The organism is Pseudomonas sp. NPDC087346 (genome assembly GCF_044744235.1).
Taxonomy (GTDB): Bacteria; Pseudomonadota; Gammaproteobacteria; order Pseudomonadales; family Pseudomonadaceae; genus Aquipseudomonas.
On record NZ_JBIUXX010000014.1, the window covers coordinates 29,851 to 48,333 of the forward strand.

At 61.1% G+C, this 18,483-nt stretch carries 6 protein-coding genes; 4 read left to right on the forward strand and 2 right to left on the reverse strand.

What is annotated here, in order from left to right; translation table 11 throughout:
* The first annotated feature begins 117 nt into the window (after positions 1-117).
* From ACIOZM_RS11200 to dsbG, 4 genes are all read left to right on the forward strand, one after another.
* The gene (locus tag ACIOZM_RS11200; RefSeq protein ID WP_401213316.1) at positions 118-801 is read left to right on the forward strand and encodes a hypothetical protein; all 684 of its coding nucleotides are present in this window, start codon (positions 118-120) and stop codon (positions 799-801) included.
* A gap of 128 nt (positions 802-929) precedes the next feature.
* The gene (gene dsbD, locus ACIOZM_RS11205; RefSeq protein WP_401213319.1) at positions 930-2,666 is read left to right on the forward strand and encodes a protein-disulfide reductase DsbD; all 1,737 of its coding nucleotides are present in this window, start codon (positions 930-932) and stop codon (positions 2,664-2,666) included.
* On the forward strand, positions 2,666-3,547 hold the full coding sequence (locus tag ACIOZM_RS11210) for a prolipoprotein diacylglyceryl transferase family protein (RefSeq protein WP_401213321.1): 882 nt from the start codon (positions 2,666-2,668) through the stop codon (positions 3,545-3,547). The genes dsbD and ACIOZM_RS11210 overlap by 1 nt, the downstream gene beginning before the upstream one ends.
* Positions 3,523-4,293, forward strand: coding sequence for a thiol:disulfide interchange protein DsbG (gene dsbG, locus ACIOZM_RS11215; protein ID WP_401213324.1), 771 nt, complete (start codon positions 3,523-3,525; stop codon positions 4,291-4,293). The genes ACIOZM_RS11210 and dsbG overlap by 25 nt, the downstream gene beginning before the upstream one ends.
* A gap of 85 nt (positions 4,294-4,378) precedes the next feature.
* On the opposite strand, the gene ACIOZM_RS11220 is transcribed toward dsbG, so the two are convergent.
* Together ACIOZM_RS11220 and ACIOZM_RS11225 are read right to left on the reverse strand one after the other, a co-directional pair.
* Positions 4,379-5,203, reverse strand: coding sequence for an alpha/beta fold hydrolase (locus ACIOZM_RS11220; protein WP_401213326.1), 825 nt, complete (start codon positions 5,201-5,203; stop codon positions 4,379-4,381).
* Between the two features lie 192 nt (positions 5,204-5,395).
* Positions 5,396-18,394 carry a non-ribosomal peptide synthetase gene (locus tag ACIOZM_RS11225; RefSeq protein WP_401213329.1) on the reverse strand — a complete coding sequence of 4,333 codons (12,999 nt, stop codon included), beginning with the start codon at positions 18,392-18,394 and terminating at the stop codon, positions 5,396-5,398.
* Positions 18,395-18,483 lie beyond the last annotated feature (89 nt).

Genomic DNA, 18,483 nt, shown 5'->3' on the forward strand with positions numbered 1-18,483 from the left:
CCGAAAAGAAACATAACCAAACACCATTAAACTATACAAGTAAAACGCCCAACACTAACCTTGCCTGGCGATACAAACCAACCCATTAAAATCAACTTACACCTAAAGAACATTAACATGACCGCGACTAAAAACTTTACTGCCGTTGACTGGCGCCAAGGCCCTGATCGGATTTATTTTTTCTTCAAAGAGAAAAATACTTATTCCCGCTTCGATATCGAGGACAATAAAGTCCTCTCCGGCCACCCAACATTTCTTGACGGGAAATGGGAAGGTTTCGACAAACCCGCCGCCGATCTGCGCTTCGGCTTCACCACAACGACAGCCAGCTGGGACGGCGGCGTTGACACACTCTGGCTGTTCTACGACGAGGGTGATACTCCATCAGTCTGTGAATTCAGCCAAAAATCAGACAAAGCACTTTCCAAAACTTCCGTCGCCCGGTCGATGTGGGCACCCCTGCTTCCTTACTTCTATAAAGTTGTCGGCGTCATGTGGAGTGAGAGCTCTGCACAGAAAGAAACTTACTGGGTACTACTGAATGACGGGAACTATCTAATCTACGATATTTACACAAAAACTCTGGAAGTACTGCCACTCAAAAACTCGCCTTGGTCGGAACTGGAACAGTACAAAGGTCGCATGATGACCGCGGTACTTAACGATTACCCGACGTTCGATACTTACTTCTATATCTTTCTCAACGACAATCAGTACCTGCGATATGAACAAGCTGCGAAAAAACTATTTGGCCCGTATACAATCTCCGAAACCTCCTGGCCCGGGCTGCTGAAGGGCTGAGAACATCAACAAGGTCCAGTGCTCCGACGTCGGCCTTCCCGGGTCGACATCCTGCAGGGTTCGGTTAATCACTCGTTAATCGCCGCCCGCCACTGTGCACCTCAATTGCACAGGGACAAGGCTCCTCCATGCGTCGTTTTTTTCTTTTGTTTGCACTGCTGATTTCAAGCCTGGCTCAGGCCGGGAACAATCCATTCGATTCGAAACCGGAGTTTCTCCCGGTCGACAAGGCGTTCGTGCTCACGTCCGAACGTCTGGAATCTGGCGAAACCCAGTTGTTCTGGCAAATCACCGATGGCTATTACCTGTATCAGAAACGTCTGAAGTTCGACGGTCTGACCGCAGCGCAGCAACCGGTTTTGCCCGAGGGCGAGTCGCACAGCGACGAGTTCTTTGGCGAACAGCCGGTCTATCGCCAAGGGCTGGAAGTGAAAATTCCGGCCAATGCCAGTGGCCAGATCAAGGTCAGCTATCAGGGCTGCGCCGATGCGGGCCTGTGTTATCCGCCGCAAACCCGGGTCATCGATCTGGGCGGTCAGGCGTCACCGACCGCAAATACAAATGAAGCACCGGATCAAGCCCTCGCCAGCGGCCTGCAACAGCGCGCATTAGGCTGGAGCTTGCTGGTGTTCTTCGGGCTTGGCTTGCTCCTGGCCTTCACTCCCTGCACCTTGCCGATGTTGCCGATTCTGGCGGGCATGATTGTCGGCAGTGGCGCGACCCCGCGGCGCGGTTTTGCGCTGGCCAGCAGCTATGTGATCTGCATGGCGCTGGTGTATGCGGCGATGGGTGTCATCGCGGCTCTGTTGGGTGCGAACCTGCAAGCGTGGTTGCAGAACCCGTGGCTGCTCGGTTCCTTCGCGGCGGTGTTCGTGCTGCTGGCGTTGCCGATGTTCGGTTTCTTCGAGTTGCAATTGCCGACAGCATTGCGTGACCGACTCGAGCACGCTTCGCGCAGTCGCAGCGGTGGCAGCCTGATCGGTGCCGGCGTGCTTGGTGCGTTATCTGGATTGCTGGTCGGCCCGTGCATGACCGCACCGCTGGCCGGCGCTCTGTTGTACATCGCGCAAAGCGGCAATGCGCTGCACGGTGGCTTGATTTTGTTCTCGCTGGGCATCGGCATCGGCGTGCCGTTGTTGCTGCTGGTGACGGTCGGCAATCGCTTCCTGCCTAAACCCGGCGCGTGGATGAACCTGCTTAAAGGTGTGTTCGGTTTCCTGTTCCTCGCCACCGCGCTGTTGATGTTGCGCCCGGTGCTGGACGCTTCGCTGTGGCTCGGTTTATGCGGCGCCCTGCTGCTGATCGCTGCTTACTGCGCCTGGAAACAGTCAGAAGGGTTTGGCCGTGTCGCGCAGATGTTCGGTGCCAGCGCGGTGTTGCTCGGTTTGTGGGGCAGCCTGTTGGTGGTCGGTGCGGCGGGTGGCAGTGACGACCCGTATCAGCCATTGCAGGTCTACAGCGCTGGACGTACCGGCGCACCGACTGCAGAAGGTCACGACGCCTTCACCACGATCAAGGACCCGGCCGCGCTGCAACGTGAACTCGACGCCGCCAAGGCACAGGGCCAGTGGGTCATGCTCGATTACTACGCCGATTGGTGTGTGTCGTGCAAAGTCATGGAGAAACAGGTTTTTGGCAAAGACAAGGTCATGCAAGCGCTGAGCGACGTTCGTTTATTGCGTCTCGACGTGACCGCTGACGATGCCGCCAGCCGTGAACTGCTGAGCCGCTATAAAGTGCCAGGACCGCCTAGTTTCGTCTGGATCGGTGGCGACGGTGAAGAACGACGCAGCCAGCGCATCACCGGCGAAGTCGATGCCGATACCTTTCTGCAACGCTGGACCACTACCCGAGACGCTCGTTAATGCTGACTTTCACCCTCGGCACCTTTGCCATCGCGCTTAACCACCTGCTGCTGATCAGTGCATTGGCGCTGGCGACCTTTGTCGGCTGGCGGGTCGCCAAGCGCGGCGGCGATAACCCCGAGTCGGCGCTGTTCACGCTGTTCCTGATCGGCCTGCTCGCGGCGCGTATCGCGTTCGTCGCCCTGTACTGGGGCCACTATCGCAACGAGCCGTGGCAGATCATCGACCTGCGCGACGGTGGCTTCCTCGCCTGGCCGGGGGTGATCGTATTGCTGCTGACAGCCTTCTACCGTGGCTGGCGTCGGCCAGGACTGCGCCGTCCCTTGGGGTTTGGCGTGGCCAGCGGTCTGGCGTTCTGGGTGTTTGCGAGCCTGTCGCTGAACATTTACGAACAAGGTACGCGCCTGCCGGAGATCGATCTGCGTAACGCTGCCGGCGAGTCGATAAAACTCAGCGACTATCAGGGCGGGCCGTTGGTGATCAACCTGTGGGCGACCTGGTGTCCGCCGTGCCGACGTGAAATGCCGGTGCTTGAAAGCGCCCAGCAACGACGCCCGGACCTGACATTCCTGTTCGTCAATCAGGCCGAAAGCATGCAAAGCGTGGCGACCTTTCTCGAAACCCAGGGCCTGAGCCTGAACAACGTGTTGTTCGATCGCGGCGGCCGACTGGGTCAGGCCGTGGGTTCCATGGCGCTACCGACTACGCTGTTCTATAGCCCTGAGGGTCGCTTGCTGAGCAGCCACCTGGGCGAACTGTCGAATGCCAGCCTGGCCCGTGCCCTGGAAGCCTTCGACGTCCCTAATTCCAATCAGAATCCGAGCGCCGTACCGGCCGCCTCTTCAAGGAAATTGCCATGCCCCGCCTCCGCCACCTGCTGACGCTGACTCTGGGCACCGCCCTGCTGCACTTGCCGTCGGTACAGGCCGCTGAAGAATTGCCTGCCGCGATCAAACAGATCGAAGCCAAAGGCGCAAAAATCGTCGGCCAGTTCGACGCCCCGGATGGCCTGCGCGGTTACGCGGCGCAGTATCAGAACCGTGGCATGGCGCTGTATCTGACGCCCGATGGCAAGCATGTGCTGTTGGGCAACCTGTACGACGCCGACGGCAAGGACCTGAGCAGCGAGCCATTGCAGAAACTGGTCTACGCGCCGATGGCCAAGGAAGTCTGGGCCAAGTTCGATGCGAGCGACTGGATTCAGGACGGCAACAAGGATGCGCCGCGCACCGTGTATCTGTTCAGTGATCCGAACTGCCCGTATTGCAACATGTTCTGGGAACAGGCGCGGCCATGGGTCAAATCCGGCAAAGTGCAGTTGCGGCACATCATGGTCGGCATCATCCGCGAGGACAGCCCGGCCAAATCTGCTGCGTTGCTGGCTGCCAAAGACCCGGCCAAGGCCCTGGAAGAACACGAGAAGGCCGGCAAGGCCAGCACGCTCAAGCCGTTGAAAGACATTCCTGCGGCGGTGCAGGCCAAGCTCGCGGCGAACATGCAGTTAATGCAGGACCTCGATCTGGAAGCGACGCCAGCAATCTTCTATCTGGATGAAAAGGGTGAACTGCAACAACAGCAGGGCGCGCCTTCGCCGGACAAATTGGCGAAGATTCTCGGACCTAAATAAGCCAGATCAAAAGATCGCAGCGTGCCGCAGCTCCTACAGAAAACTCATATCCCTGTAGATACTGCGGCACGCTGCGATCTTTTTTTCATGAGCGCTGCGAGTTTCGCTCAGCCAAAAAGGTGAACAACACCTCGGTAACAAATTCCGGATTCTCCAGACTGGAGATATGCCCCGCCTCCGGCACCAGCACGCACGGGCAACCGATCAGCTCGGCCATTTCCTGTGCTTCCGACGGTGGCCGTGGCTTGTCCTGATCGCCGCACAGCACCAGCGTGGTCGCTGGATTCAATTCGCCCAGACGCGGCAACAAATCATCCCGACTGAACGTTATCCGGCCCATCGGCACGATGCTTTGGCGCAAGCGCTCGGACGGCAGCGCCGCGAGGTTCGCGCGAAAATTCTGATACAACGCCGACTGCGGATCGATGCCCGGACGGAAGAAGATCGGCACCACAATGTCGAGCAGCGGCTCGGGGATCGCGCCACTGTCTTCGATCTGTTTGAACAGCGAGAAGTAATACTGACGGGTCGGTTCCGGCTCGACACCGACATAGGTGTCCATCAGCACCAGACCGTTGATTCGTTGCGGTGCCGACAGCGCCAGCCGCGCGCCCCACATGCCGCCGACCGACAAACCGACCAGCGTGACCCGGTCGATCTCCAGATGATCGAACAAGGCTTGCGCCTGCCGTGCGATGTCGTCGAGTGACGTGGTGCCTTCTGGTAACGGCCCTGATTGGCCATGACCCCAGAGATCCAGCGCGATCACCCGGTAATGCGCCGACAGCGCGGCGATCTGTGGGGCCCACATGGCCTGATCCCACAGATAACTGCCAGCCAGCAACACGGCCGGGCCGGTGCCTTGATCTGTGTAGTGCAGCGCTTGTCCGTCAATCGTGAATAAAGGCATCGACCACCTCTCGGGAGAAAAACACAACCGGCAGACTGAGCTGCCGGTTGTGGATCGTCAACCTTGGAAATGTCTGAAAATGTGCCGACCTCAATCGCGAGCAGGCTCACTCCTACAAGGGTTCTGTGACAATCACAAATCCCCTGTAGGAGTGAGCCTGCTCGCGATGAGGCCGATACAGCCGCCAGAAGATTACAGCCCCTCAAGCTCCGCCATCAGGTCATTCAGCCGATCAACCTTGTCCTCGGTTATGTCACTGGCCGCCAGCCCTTCGATGTACTCGGCCAGTTCCTCCACCGTGCTGCACTCGAACATCGCCCGCAGCGGCACGTCGCGCTGCAGGGTTTTCTGCACCCGCGACGCAATCTGCGTGGCCAGCAACGAGTGCCCGCCCAGCTCGAAGAAGTTGTCGCGCACGCCAACCTTCTCGACCTTCAACACCTCGGCCCAGATATCCGCCAGGGTCTGCTCCAGTTCATTGCGCGGCGCCAGATAATCCTGGCTCTGCAACTGGCCGATCTCCAGTGCCGGCAAGGCCTTGCGATCCAGCTTGCCGTTAGCGTTGAGCGGCAGTTGCTCCAGCCACAACCAGTGCAGCGGCACCATGTATTCCGGCAACTCGGCGCGCAGGCGTTGCTTGATCCGCTCCAGGCGTTCGCCCGGATTGAGCGCGGAGTCGGCTGCCACCAGATAACCGACGAGGTGCTTGCCATTGACGCCTTCCTGCACGCCGACCGCCGCATCGCGGACTTCCGGTTGTTCGTGCAGACGCGCTTCGATTTCACCCAGCTCGATCCGGTAACCGCGAATCTTCACTTGATGATCGACCCGGCCAACGTATTCCAGCACGCCGTCACTGCGACGCCGCGCCAGATCACCGGTGCGATACAGACGCTCGCCCGGCGCACCGAACGGGTTCGGCACAAACACCGGCGCGGTGCGCAACGGATCGCTGACATAACCGCGACCGACGCCCGTACCGGCTACGCACAATTCACCGACGGCACCCAGCGGCACTAACTCCAGTGCGCCATCGAGCAGGTACAGCAAGTTGTTGTCAGTCGGCGTACCAATCGGCAGATAGCTGCCGCGCGTCGAGGCCAGATCGACGCGGAAGAATGCCACGTCATCCGAGCATTCCGCCGGGCCGTAGGCGTTGACCAGACCGATGTCCGGATAACGCAGCAGCCATTGATGCGCCAGTTCTGGCGGCATCGCTTCACCGGTCGGCAGCATCCAGCGCAGGCCATCGAGGCTCAAACGTTCCTGAGCGAGCATGCCTTGAATCAGCGACGGCACGCTTTCCAGCACGGTGATGCCCTGCTCCTGCACATGCACCAGCAGACCTTGCGGATCGTGGGCGATGGTATTCGGCACAATGTCCACTCGCGCACCGAACAGCGGCGCGGCGAGGAATTGCCAGACCGAAATATCGAAGCTTTGCGAGGCGGTCTGTGCGATCACGTCAGCGCTGCTCAGGTTCAGGTACGGCAGTTTGCTCAATTGGTTATTGAGCATTCCGCGCTGTTCGACCATCACCCCTTTCGGCAATCCGGTGGAGCCCGAGGTGTAGATCACATACGCGAGATTGTCCGGGCCACTGTGGATGCCCGGGTTGTCCTGCGACGTCGCCAACGCCTGCACTTCTTCCCAGACCAGCAGACGCGGACGGTTGGCACAGCTGAACTCGTCGAGCAGAGCCTGTGCCTGTACGCGGCAAGCCTCGCTGCAAACCAGTACCGGCGTGCGACTCAGTTCGATGATGCGGTGCAGACGCTGACTCGGCAGACCCGGGTCCAGCGGCAGATAAGCAGCGCCAGCCTTGAAGCTGCCGATGATCATGCCCAGCAGATCGAGGTTACGTTCGGCGAGCAAAGCCACTGGCTCATCCATCCGCACCCCGGCTGCGACCAAGGCATGGCCGAGACGGTTGGCGTTGTGGTTGAGCGCCTGATAGCTCAGTTGCTGATCGAGGCAACTGGCGGCGATGCGCTGCGGATGTTGTGCCACCTGCGCTTCGAACAGCGAAACGTAACTCTGCTCCAGCGGGTAATCGTGCTCGCTCTGGTTGCAGCCGTGCAGCAGGAAGTCCTGTTCTTCATGGCCGAGCAACGGTAGATCGGCCATGTCGCCATGGAAGCCGTCGACCAATGCCAGCAACAGACGTTTGAACTCGCCGAGCATGCGCTCGACTGTCGATTCGTCGAAGTAACGCTGGTCATAAGACAGGTGCAAACCGAGGTCATCGCCCGGGTAGCAGACCGCCGTCAGCGGGAAGTTGGTGTGGGTCCGGCCCGAATCCGAGGTGGCATTGAGGCTTTGCGCACGGTCCAGTACCGAGACTTCCACCGGGGCGTTTTCGAACACGAACAGGCTGTCGAACAGCGGCTGGCCTTTCGGCAGTTCGCTTTGCTCCTGGATGTTCACCAGCGGCAGGTATTCGTACTCGCGCAGTTGCATGTTGCTGTCGAGCAAACCGCTCAGCCACTGACGCACGCTGGAACGCTGATCATCCGCCGGCATTTTCACCCGCAGCGCGATGCTGTTGATGAACAGGCCAACGGTGCGTTGCATCTCCGGCATGTCCACCGGACGCCCGGCCACGGTCACACCGAACAGTACGTCGCGATCACCGCTCATGCGCCGCAGCACCAAGGCCCACGCGGCTTGCGCAAAGGTGTTGATGGTCAACTGATGGGCCTGCGCCAGTTCACGCAGACGAGCGCCATCCTCGACATTCAGTCGGGTGTAGCGGTCACCGACGACCATGCCGCCGCTTTCGCCAGCATGCTCACGCAGGAACGGACGGTCGCTCGGGATCGGCGTGGTGCGCTCGAAACCTTGCAGGTTCTGCTGCCACCACTGGCGCGCTTCGGCCAGGCTCTGGCGTTGCAGCCAGCCGATGTAATCGCGGTAGCGCGGCGGCACGGCCAACTGCGCTTCGCGACCTTCACCAAGGGCGGTGTAGATTTCGAAGAAGTCGTTCATCAGCAGCGAGCGGCACCAGGCATCGATAAGGATGTGGTGGTTGCTCATCATGAACCAGTAACGCGCCGCGCCAACCTTGATCAGACGCAGGTGGAACGGTGCCTGATTGAGCAGATCGAACCCAGCCTCGCGCTCGCTTTTCAGCAGTGCTTGCAGCTTCGGCTCTTGCTCGGCCTCGGCGATGGCGCTCCAGTCGAGGAACTCGATGGGCGTGCGACCCGGCGTGTGAATCACTTGCAGCATGTCTTCGCCGACGTTCCAGCAGAACGATGCCCGCAACGCTTCGTGACGCGCCACCACCGCTTGCCAGGCCTGAGCGAAACGCTCGGGATCGAGTTCGCTGTTGATGCGGTAGCGATCCTGCATGTAGTAAAGGCCGGTGCCCGGTTCGAGCAAGGTGTGCAGCAACATGCCTTCCTGCATCGGCGTCAGCGGGTAGACGTCTTCAATGTGCGCTGCTGGCACCGGCAAGGCGTCGAGTTGCGACTGGGTCAATTTGGCCAACGGGAAGTCCGACGGCGTCAGGCCACCGGCCTGGTCTTGCAGGCAATGCTCGATCAGACTTTGCAGTTCGCCGAGGTAGGCGTCGGCCAGTTCGTTGATGGTTTGCGCGTCGTAACGCTCGGCGCTGAAGGTCCAGCGCAGCAGCAGTTCACCGCCATAGACCTGACTGTCGACACTCAATTCGTTCGGCAACGGTGCCTGCGGATCGTGAGCGACACCGACCGGTTCGTCCAACGGCCGGAACAGCGCATCGCTGCCGAAACTCTGGTCGAACTGGCCGAGGTAGTTGAAGGTGATCGGCGCGCTCGGCAGTGCTGCCATGCTTCGCTGGCTAAGGTCATCCGCCAGATAACGCAGCACGCCATACCCCAGACCTTTGTGTGGCACGGCGCGCAGTTGCTCCTTGATTGCCTTGATTGAAGCGCCCTGCCCGGCGGCTTCTTCGATGTTGTGCGGAGTCAGCCGTAATGGATAGGCGCTGGTGAACCAGCCCACGGTGCGGGTCAGATCGATCTCGTCGAACAGGGTTTCGCGACCGTGACCTTCAAGTTGAATCAGCGCCGATGGCTGACCGCTCCAGCGGCACAGCACACGGGCCAACGCCGTCAGCAGCAAATCATTGACCTGCGTGCGATAAGCGCTCGGCGCCTGTTGCAGCAGTTGCCGGGTGCGCTCGGCATCGAGGCGCACGCTGACGGTTTGCGCGTGACGATTCTGCTGTCCACCCTGCGGGTTTTCGCACGGCAGGTCAGCATTCGGCCCGGCCAGTTGGGTCTGCCACCAGTTCAGTTCTTCACGCAGGGATTCGCTGCCGGCATACGCCTGCAAACGTGCAGCCCAGTCCTTGAAGGCACTGGTTTTCGCCGGCAGTTTCACCGCTTGTTCAGCGTCGAGTTGGCGGTACACAGTTTGCAGATCGTCGAGCAGCACGCGCCACGACACGCCATCCACCACCAAGTGATGAATCGCGATAAACAGCCGTTGCTGAGCCTGCGGGCCATCGACCAGCAACGCACGCACCAACGGCCCGTCTTGCAGATCAAGACTGCGCTGGGCATCGGCGAACAATGCCGCGCACTTGTCCATCGACGACACCTGAACTTGCCACAGCACGGCAACCTCAGACACCGGTTGGTGCACCGCTTGCCACTGCCCGTTGACCTCAGTGAAACGCAGGCGCAAGGCGTCGTGCTGTTCAATCACCGCGAGCAACGCTTGCTCCAGACGATGCGGTTCGAGCGCGACGGTCGGCTCCAGCAGCAACGCCTGGTTCCAGTGCTGACGCTGAGGAATTTCAGTGTCGAAGAACCAGTGCTGAATCGGCGTCAGACGCGAATCGCCTGCCACCAGACCTTGTTCGGCTGTGACCGATTCAGTGCGGCTGGCCACGGCGGCAAGCGTCTGCACGGTTTGATGCTGGAACAGGTCACGCGGGCTGAAATGGATGCCCTGCTGGCGCGCACGGCTGACCACTTGAATCGACAGAATCGAGTCGCCACCGAGTTCGAAGAAGTTGTCGTTGAGACCGACCTGTTCGACGTTGAGCACTTCGCACCAGATCTGCGCCAGCGTCAGCTCCAGTTCGTTGCTCGGCGCCACGTAGTGCTGACGGTTGAGCTCCGGGTCCGGCGCCGGCAAAGCGCGGCGGTCGAGTTTGCCGTTGGCAGTCAGCGGCATGCTCGCCAGCAGGATCAGGTGCGTCGGCACCATGTAGTCCGGCAGTTGCGTCTTCAGGTGTGCTTTAAGCGCTTCGCGCAGTGAAGCCTGTTCAGCCTCGGCTTGTTCGGCAACGTCGCTCACCAGATAGCCGACCAGTTGCTTGCCGCTTGGCGCATCGAGGGCCAGCACCACCGCTTCGCGGATCGAGTGGTGATCGAGCAAGCGCGTTTCAATCTCGCCGAGTTCGATACGGAAACCACGGATTTTCACCTGATGGTCGATCCGCCCGAGGTACTCCACCAGACCGTCGGCGCGTTGCCGCACCAGGTCGCCGGTGCGGTACATGCGTCCACCATCGGCAGCGAATGGGTCTGCGACGAAACGTTCGGCGGTGATGCCGGAGCGGTCGTGATAGGCCTGCGCCAGACCGGCGCCGCCGACGAACAACTCACCGGTCGCGCCTTGCGGGACCAGCGCCAGATCAGCGTCGAGAATGTACGCAACACGGGCACCGATCACGCTGCCGATCGGCACACTGCCGGCGCCTTCTTCCAGCACTTCCGGCGCCAGACTGGCGAGCGGCATGACCACCGTTTCGGTCGGGCCGTAGGCGTTGAAGAACAGGCTCGGTTTGAACGCTGCACGAATCCGCGTCAGGTGTTCACCGGTCAGTGCTTCGCCACCGGTGATGATCATCCGCACCGGCAGAGTGTCGTTTTGCGTCGCGAGGAATTGCGCCAACTGGCTTCCATAACTCGGGGTGAAGCCCAGCACATTGATCCGATGAGTGCGGATCAGCCCGCAAATTTCTTCTGCATCCCACTGACCTTGCGCGCGCAAAACAACCTGTGCACCGCTGAGCAATGGCACCAGCAGACGCTCGGTGGCGGCGTCGAAGTTGATCGAGTAGAAGTGCAGTTCGCAGTCGTCCGGGCGCATGCCGAAACGCTTGATCACTGCCTGACAATGCATGGCGATTTCGCCGTGGGAGACCACCACGCCTTTCGGTTTGCCGGTCGAACCCGAGGTGTAAATCAGATACGCCTGATGCTGCGGCAGACTGATAAATGGCAGCTCGGTCGCCGGGTAACTGGCCAGCGCAGCGCTGTCCTCTTCCAGGCACCAGCGCGCCACGCTCGAAGGCAAATCGCCAAGGGCTTCGAACATCGCAAGGTCACTGAGCAGCAGGCCGATGCGGCTGTCTTCAATCATGTAATGCAGACGATCGAGCGGGTATTCCGGGTCCAGCGGCACATAGGCGCCGCCAGCCTTGAGGATCGCCAACAGGCCGATGACCATTTCCAGCGAACGCTCCAGCGCCAGACCGACCCGCACTTGCGGCCCGACCCCACGCTCGCGCAGCACCCAGGCCAGACGATTGGCGCGGGCATCGAGTTCGGCATAGCTCAGCGTCTGCCCGGCGAAGGTCAGCGCTGGCGCGTCTTTGCGCAGCAGCGCCTGCTCGGCGAACAGGTGATGGATGCACTGATCGAGGCGATGTTCGCCCGGTTCCTCACCGAGGCTGGCGAGCAGTTGTTGTTGCTCCGGCGCATCCAGCAGCGGCAATTCGCTGAGGCGCTGTTGCGGATCGGCGATCAGCGCTTCAAGCAAATTACGCCAGTGCCCAGCCATGCGCGCAATGGTCGGCTCGTCGAACAGATCGGTGCTGTACGTCAGGCAGCAACCGAGGCGATGGTCGAGGTCGGTGACTTCCAGATTGAGGTCGAACTTGGTCGCCCGCGCATCGTTGGCCAGATACTCGACAGTCATGCCGGCGAGCATGCGGCTCTGCTGGAATTCCCAGCGCTGCACGTTGCACATCACCTGAAACAGCGGGTTGTAGGCGGCGCTGCGTGGCGGCTGCAAGGCTTCAACCAGATGATCGAACGGCAAGTCCTGATGCGACTGACCTTCGATCACGGTGTGACGCACCTGCTCGAACAATTCGCCGACCGACATCATCCCGTCGAGCTGGCAACGCAGCACTTGGGTGTTGAGGAACGCGCCGATCAGCCCTTCGCTTTCCGGGCGGATACGATTGGCCACCGGCGCGCCGATGCGCAGATCGGTCTGCCCGCTGTAGCGGTAAAGCAGCACGGACAACGCGGCGGTCATGGTCATGAACAAGGTCAGACCGTTTTGCGCATTGAACGCACGAACGCGGGCCGCGAGGTCGTCGCTCAGATCGAAGCGGAACAGTTCGCCCTGATGGCTTTGCACCGGAGGACGCGGACGGTCGCCCGGCAGTTCCAGCAACGGATGTTCGCGACCGAGTTGCGCAGTCCAGTAATCGAGCTGACGCTGACGCTCGCCGGACTCCAGCCAGTTGCGCTGCCAGACGCTGTAATCGAGGTATTGCACCGGCAGCGCTTCCAGCGGCGATTCGCGGTCATCGACGAATGCTTCGTACAGTGCGCTGAGTTCGCGGGCGAAAATATCCATCGCCCAACCTTCGGTGACGATGTGGTGCAGGGTCAGGACGAAGTAGTGCTCGTGCTCGGCAGTCTTGACCAGACAGGCGCGCAGCAGCGGACCGGTTTCCAGATCGAACGGCTGATGTGCTTCTTCATCGGCCAGTTGCTGGACCTTTTGCTCACGCAGATCAGCACCGAGTTTCGACAAGTCCTTCCAACCCATGCGCACGCCGGTTTCCGTGTGCACTTGCTGACGGGCCACGCCGTCGACGCTCGGGAACGTGGTACGCAGGGTTTCGTGGCGCAGGATCAGCGCTTGCAACGCCGCTTCGAAATGCTCGACATGCAACGCGCCACGCAGGCGCGCCATGCCGCCGACGTTGTACGCCGGGCTGTCGGGCTCCATCTGCCAGAGGAACCACATCCGTTGCTGGGAATAGGACAACGGCACCGGTTGGCTGCGGTCAACCTTGTCGATCGGTGGCTGTTTGTTAGTGCGACCGCTGACCTTGATCAGACGGATCTGCTCGGCGAAATCGCCCAGTTCGCTGTGCTCGAATAACGCGCGTAGCGGCAACTCTACGTCGCAGGCCTGACGAGTGCGGGAAATGATTTGCGTGGCCAGCAGCGAGTGCCCGCCAAGGGCGAAGAAGTCGTCGCGCAGACCGACTTGCGTCAGGCCGAGCACTTCGCGCCAGATCGCGGCGATTTGCTGCTCCAGCTCGGTGACCGGTTCGACGTGTTCGCGCACCTGCCACAGTGGTTCGGGCAAGGCGCGGCGGTCGAGTTTGCCGCTCGGGCTCAGCGGCATGGCATCGAGGCGCATCAGTTGCGCCGGGACCATGTATTCCGGCAGTTCGGCGGCCAGCGCGGTTTTCAGGCGAGCGCTTTGTGCATCCTGATCCTCGCTGGCATCGAGGGCGGTGAAGTAGCCGATCAGTTGTGCGCCAGCGGCGGTTTCGCGCACCAGCACCACGGCTTGGGCGACGCCGTCCTGCGCCAGCAGACGGGCTTCGATTTCTTCCGGTTCAACGCGGAAGCCGCGTAGTTTTACTTGCTGATCGAGACGACCGAGGTATTCGATCACGCCGTCGGCGGTCCAGCGTGCGCGATCGCCAGTGCGATACAGACGCGCACCGCTTTCACCCAGTGGATCAATCACAAAACGCTCGGCAGTCAGCGACGGCCGGCCGAGGTAACCCCGGGCCAGACCAATACCGCTGATGCACAGTTCGCCCGGCACGCCCGCCGGAACTGGATTGAGATCAGCGTCGAGCACGCGGCACACCACGTTGCCCAACGGCCGGCCAATCGGCGAGCGCTCTCCATCGGCGGCGGTGCAATGCCAATGGGTGACGTTGATTGCGGTTTCGGTCGGGCCGTAACGGTTGTGCAATTGCACCGCTGGCAGTTGTGCCAATACACGGTTGCGAAGTTCGGCAGGCAAGGCTTCGCCACCGGAGAATACCCGGCGCAGGCTGGTGCATTCAGCGCTTAGCGGTTCGTCGATGAACAACGAAAGCAGCGGCGGTACGAAGTGCAGAGTGGTCACACCGTACTCTTGAACCAGTTGCGCAATGCGATGCGGATCACGGTGTTCGCCGGGGGCAGCAATCAGCAAGCGTGCCCCTGTCATCAGCGGCCAGAAGCACTCCCACACCGACACATCGAAACTGATCGGCGCTTTCTGCATCAGTACATCGCTGTCGTTCAGGCGATAGTTGTTCTGCATCCATTGCAGACGTTCGGCCAGCGCTGCGTGGGTGTTGCCGACGCCTTTTGGCTGACCGGTGGAACCGGAGGTGTAAATCACATAGGCGAGGTTGTCGCCGTGCAGATGCAGACCCGGCGCCTGGCTTGGCCAGTTCTCCAGATGCAGGGCGTCCATGGCGATAACGCTGACGCCTTCGCTGGCCGGCAAACGCTCAAGCAAAGCGGTCTGGGTCAGTAGCAATTCGACGCCGCTGTCGCTGAGCATGTAGGCCAGGCGATCAGCCGGGTAATCCGGGTCCAGCGGCACGTAAGCGCCACCAGCCTTGATGATTGCCAGCAAGCCGATCAACAGTTGCGGAGAACGCTCGGCGGCAATGGCCACGCACACGTCCGGGCCGACACCTTTGTCGCGCAGGTAATGCGCGAGGCGGTTGGCTTGCGCATGCAGTTCGGCGAAATCGAGGCTACCGCTCTCCCACATCAGCGCGGTGCGTTCCGGGGTCAGGCGTGCCTGTTCGCTGAGCAGTTCCGGCAGCCATTGTTGCGCCGGGGCGCACGGCGCGATGCTCCAGTCCTGCTGCTGATCGTGCTCGCTGACGGTGAGCAGTTGCAGATCGCCGATGGCTTGTTGCGGGCGTTCGCAGACTTCGCGCAGCAGGTTGGTGAAATGCTCGGCCAGACGCTCGATGGTCGCAGCATCGAACAGTTCGCTGGCGTAGTCGAAGGACAAGGTCAGACGGCCGTTACGATCTTCTTCACTGTGCAATTGCAGGTCGAACTTGGCTTCGCGGCTGTGCCACGGCAGCTCTTCGGCGAGCAGACCCGGCAGGCGTTTGAGCGCGCTCAAGTCACGTTGCTGGTGGTTGAACATGACCTGGAACAGACCTTGTTCGCGAGCCTGCGGAAACGCTTCGAGCAGTTGTTCGAACGGCAGATCCTGATTCGCCTGAGCACCGAATGCGACTTGGCGAGTCTGCGCCAGAAGTTCGCTGAAAGGCTGGCGCGAATCAATCTGCGCACGCAGCACTTGGGTGTTGATGAAGAAGCCGATCAGGCCTTGGGTTTCCAGGCGCGGACGGTTGGCATTGGGCACGCCGATGCGGATATCACGCTGACCGCTGTAGCGGTGCAACAGGCTCTGCAATGCCGAGAGCAACAGCATGAACGAAGTGGCTTCATGGGCCTGCGCAGTCTGGCGGATCGCATCGCTGAGGCTCACTCCCAAACGCACTGTGTGGCGCGCAGCGCTGTGGGTTTGTTTGGCGGAGCGTGGGTGATCGGTGGCCAGTTCCAGCGTCGGATGTTCATCACCCAACTGGGTTTTCCAATAGGCCAACTGGCGCTCGCCCTCGCCTTGCGCCAACCACTGACGCTGCCAACTGCCGTAATCGGCGTACTGCGTCGGCAACACAGCGAGTTCTGCTCGCTGACCTTGGGACGCGGCGGCATACAGCCGCGAGAACTCGTCGATCAACACGTTCAGCGACCAGCCATCGGCAATGATGTGGTGCATCGTCACCAGCAACTGGTGATCTTCATCGTCGAGGCGCACCAGCGTCACCCACAGCAGCGGGCCCTTTTCCAGATCGAACTGAGTGCGGGCCTCATCTTCACGGATTTGTTGCGCGCGTGCCTCACGCTCGGCAGCCGGCAGGTCGCTGATGTCGATCAGTTGCAGGTTGAATTCGCCCGCTGCATCGACTTGTTGCAGCGCTACGCCGTCGCGTTCGAAGAAGCGCGTGCGCAGGGATTCGTGGCGCTCGATCAGTTGTTGGAAGCTTGCGCGCAACGCATCTTCATCCAGCTCACCGCGCAAGCGCAAAGCACCGGGAATGTTGTAGGCGCTGCTTTGCGGATCGAGTTGCCAGGTGATCCACAATCGGTTTTGTGCCAGCGATTGCGGCATCGGTTCATTACGCGACAGCGCAGTGATTTCGCCTTGGGCGCTGCCGCCGTCCTGTTGCTGTTGCGCCACCGCTGCCGCGAATGCGCACAGGGTTGGCGCTTCGAACAACAGACGCAGGTTCAGCTCCAGACCCAGCTCTTCACGCACCCGGGCGATTACTTGAGTGGCGGCGATGGAGTTGCCGCCGAGCAGGAAGAAATGGTCATCGGCAGCGACGGTTTTGACGTTGAGTTGCTCGGCCCAGATCTTGCCGATCAGTGCTTCAAGCTCAGTCACTTCCATTGCTGAATCGGCAGTTGCCGCGTCCATCGACGGGAACAGCGCGTAGCTGTCGAGGCTGCCATCCGCCAGACGATTACGGCAGGCCGAACGTTGCAGTTTGCCGCTGGAAGTCTTCGGCAGCGCGCCGGGGTTGAGCAATACCACCACGCTCGGCGCTTGCTGACAGGCCTCGGCCACGGCTTGGCGGATCGCTTTGATCAGCGCCTCTGGCGGGAGGATTTTCTGCACGCTGCGGCTAATTTCCGCGGCGATGCCGATGCCTTCTTCGCCATTGTGATTGACCGCGAAAGCCGCGACGCGGCCCTTGCGCACCACCTCGACTTCGCGCTCGACGGTTTGCTCGATGTCCTGCGGATAGAGGTTGTGACCACGGACGATCAGCATGTCTTTCAGGCGTCCGGTGATGAACAGTTCACCGTTGCGCATAAAGCCCAAATCACCGGTGCGCAGCCAGGTGCGACCTGCGTGCTGGACGAAGGTCTTGGCACTGGCCTCGGGGTTGCGCCAATAGCCGAGGGCGATGCTCGGCCCGGCGGCCCAGACTTCGCCGACCGAATTGTCGGCGAGTTCTTGCAGTGTGTTTGGTTCGACGATCAGCACCGCGTGATCCGGTTGGCTGATACCGCAACTCATGATCGGGCTGCCCTCGCCCGGCTCGGCGCGGTTTTGCATCAGCACCTGGTCGTTCACGCGCATTGCCGGAATACCGGTGCCACGCGGGGTGCCGGCGACGAACAAGGTCGCTTCGGCCAGACCGTAGGAAGCCATGAAACTGCTGTCGCTGAAGCCGCTGGCGGCGAACTTCTCGGCGAAGCGTTCGAGGCTGTCGAGGCGAATCGGTTCGGAGCCGGAATAGGCCACGCGCCAGCGGCTCAGGTCGAGTCGCTCCAGCGCCGATTCACTGACTCGCTCACTGCACAAGCGGTAGGCGAAGTCCGGGCCGCCGCTGATGGTGCCGCCGTATTGGCTGATCGCTTCGAGCCAGCGCAATGGCCGACCGAGGAAGTACGCCGGCGACATCAGAATGCACGGCACACCACTGAAGATCGGCTGCAGTAAACCGCCGATCAACCCCATGTCGTGGTACAGCGGCAGCCAGCTGACGATCACGTCGTCCGGGTTTACATCAATGCCGAAACCGTGGCGAATCAACAGTTCGTTGGCCACCAGATTGCCGTGGCTGACCTGCACGCCTTTCGGCAGCGCGGTGGAGCCCGAGGTGTATTGCAGGAAGGCGATGTGATCTTGCGGCAGCGTCGGTTCAACCCAGCGCTCGGCCAGCGCGCTGTCGAGCGTATCGACACACAGCAACGGCGGCGCGCCCTCGATCTGCTGCAAGGCATCGCGCAGGTCGTTGCTGGTCAGCAGCAGTTTCGGCTCGGCGTCAGCAATGATCGACAGCAAGCGTTCCTGGTGATGACGACGGGCCGACTCCGGCGGATAGGCTGGCACCGCGATCACGCCCGCATACAGGCAGCCGAAGAACGCCGCGACGTAATCCGGACCACTGGGGAACAACAGAACAGCGCGGTCGCCGAACCCGGCCTCGGCTTGCAACGCAGCAGCGATGGTCCGTGCGCGCTGATCCAGTTCGCGATAACTGAGCACCACAGCCTGTTCCTCGGTTTCCGCGAGAAAACGCAGGGCCAGCCGATCCGGCGTCAGGGCCGCGCGGCGCTGGAGGGCTTGGACCAGGGTGCTGGGGAGTTCGAACGCGTCGGTCATGAGGTTTCCTGCCTGAATTCGGCTTGCTAGTGGAATCGGGTTGCTGCGTCACGCCCGTCGAGGGCATGCAGGGCGCGGTCTGTGCCGAC